This window comes from Streptomyces sp. P5F9 (assembly GCF_057961495.1).
In genome coordinates this window covers 1-1810 of sequence record NZ_JBXVPZ010000853.1, presented here as the reverse complement: position 1 = coordinate 1810, position 1810 = coordinate 1, and the positions used below count along the sequence as shown (strand labels likewise).

Genomic DNA, 1810 nt, shown 5'->3' with positions numbered 1-1810 from the left:
ACTTGAAGTGCTCTCCTTCCTTCGCAAGCTCAGGAAGGAGATTCCTGCCTACCTTGCGGTGGCGGGCTTGACGCCACGGGCGCGCCTGACGACTGCCCTCCCGGCAGCCGGGATCGCCACGTGGGCGATCCGGTACAGGTGCAAGACGTTCCGGGCCGCGTTCCAGTCGGCATTCGCCGACCATTCACAGTCGGGGTTCTTGCATACGAACGTGGCCTGGTCTTCCCGGCTGCCGGGCGTGATGAAACCGCACGCGGAGCAGCGCAGGGAGGTGTTCGGGGCGGGGACCTTGACGAGGGTGCCGCCCTGGTGGGCGGTCTTGTACGTCAGCATCGTCACGGTCCGGCCCCATGCCTCCTGGCTGATGGAGCGGTTCAAGCCGGACTTCTGCGCGACGTTCTTCCCTGGCTGGTCGATGGTGCCCTTGGCGGACTTGACCATGTTCGTGATGGTGAGTGCTTCGACCACGACGGTGCCGTACTGCTTGGCGATGGCGGTGGTGGTCTTGTGCTGCCAGTCAGTCGCTCGGCGCGTGGCTCTTGCGCGGAGCTGCTTGATCTGGTCGTAGGTGCGGTGCAGCCGGTTCGAGCCGCGCTCCTTCGGCTTACGGAAGGACTTGCGGTGCGCGGCTTGCCGCTCCAGGCGGAGCAGCTTGGTCTTCTCGTTCGGATTCAGCCACTTGTCCCGGTCAGCTGTGCCGTCCGGGAGCCGGGGCGGCCGGCCGTGGTCCCGGTGGTTGCCGTCGGACAGCGCGAGGGGCAGGTTCACCCCGGCGTCGATACCGACCTCCGGCCCGGTGTGAGGCTCGGGCTTCGGCTCAAGTGTCTGGACGCGGAAGGCGATGTGCCAGCCGAGCCCGTCCTTGACCAGCCGTGCCCCGGTGATCCGGTTGTCCTTGTCGGCGTGCTTGCCGACCGGGAGATCCTTGGTCCACCGGAAGCGGACACGCCCCACTTTGGGGATGTTGACCATGCCCCACCGTCGGTGCACCCGCTTGATCTGGAGATCGCGGCCCTGCGGGATGTCCACGGACATGAGGGTACGCAAACGGGCCTTGAAGGTCGGCTCGTCCGTCCGCCCGTCCCAGCAGTTCCGCCACGCCTGCATGTACGTCTTCAGGATCGCCTGGGCAGCCTGCGCGGGCAGCACCGCGTACCAGTCGATCTCCTTGCGGGCCTGACGCAACGTCTGATCCATGCGCGTCAGAGAGCGCTGACACTTCGGCGTCATCTGCCACAGGTCGTGGAGCTGATTCCACATCGCCCGTGCGGCATGCGCCTGGTCGTCCATGAGCCGCGCCTGTGCAGGGGTGAGCGCCAGCCGGGCGCGGTGCCCGAACTGTCGCTTCTCCCATACAAGTTCGCCCATGCCGATCACCCTACTACAGTTGGCTTATGTCACCACGATGGAACCCGAATCCTGACGTGCGCACGGGACGTCACGTCGTCTACAACCTTCACGTCCATTTGGTCTTTGTCACCAAGTACCGGCGCAAGGCATTCACCGACGCCATGCTGACGCGCACGGAGGAGATCATGCGCGAGGTCTGCGCGGACTTCGAGGCCGACCTCAAGCAGTTCAACGGCGAACAGGACCATGTACATCTCTTGGTGCACTACCCGCCCAAGGTCCAGCTCTCCAAGCTGGTCAACTCCCTCAAGGGCGTGTCCTCCCGCAGACTCCGCCAGGAATACGACGCCCACGTGCGCCGGTACCTGTGGGGCGGGCACTTCTGGTCCGGCTCCTACTTCGCCGGATCCTGCGGCGGGGCACCGCTGACCGTCGTCAAGCAGTACATCGAGAACCAGCA

General features: G+C 65.4%; 2 protein-coding genes. One reads left to right on the top strand and one right to left on the bottom strand.

Annotation, left to right across the window (positions count from 1 at the left end; all coding sequences use genetic code 11):
* Nucleotides 1–48 precede the first annotated feature (48 nt).
* Complete coding sequence (locus AC31A1_RS50875) at nucleotides 49–1368, bottom strand: RNA-guided endonuclease InsQ/TnpB family protein (protein WP_489659827.1); 1320 nt, start codon at nucleotides 1366–1368, stop codon at nucleotides 49–51.
* A 26-nt stretch (nucleotides 1369–1394) separates the two neighbouring features.
* On the opposite strand from AC31A1_RS50875, the gene tnpA reads away from it, so the two are divergent.
* Nucleotides 1395–1810: IS200/IS605 family transposase (gene tnpA, locus AC31A1_RS50870; RefSeq protein WP_489659826.1), on the top strand; the 416-nt coding region annotated here is incomplete at its 3' end.

Excerpts from the sequence above, each read along its gene's own strand:
- AC31A1_RS50875 (WP_489659827.1), bottom strand. The coding sequence starts at position 1,368 with ATGGGCGAACTTGTATGGGAGAAGCGACAGTTCGGGCACCGCGCCCGG.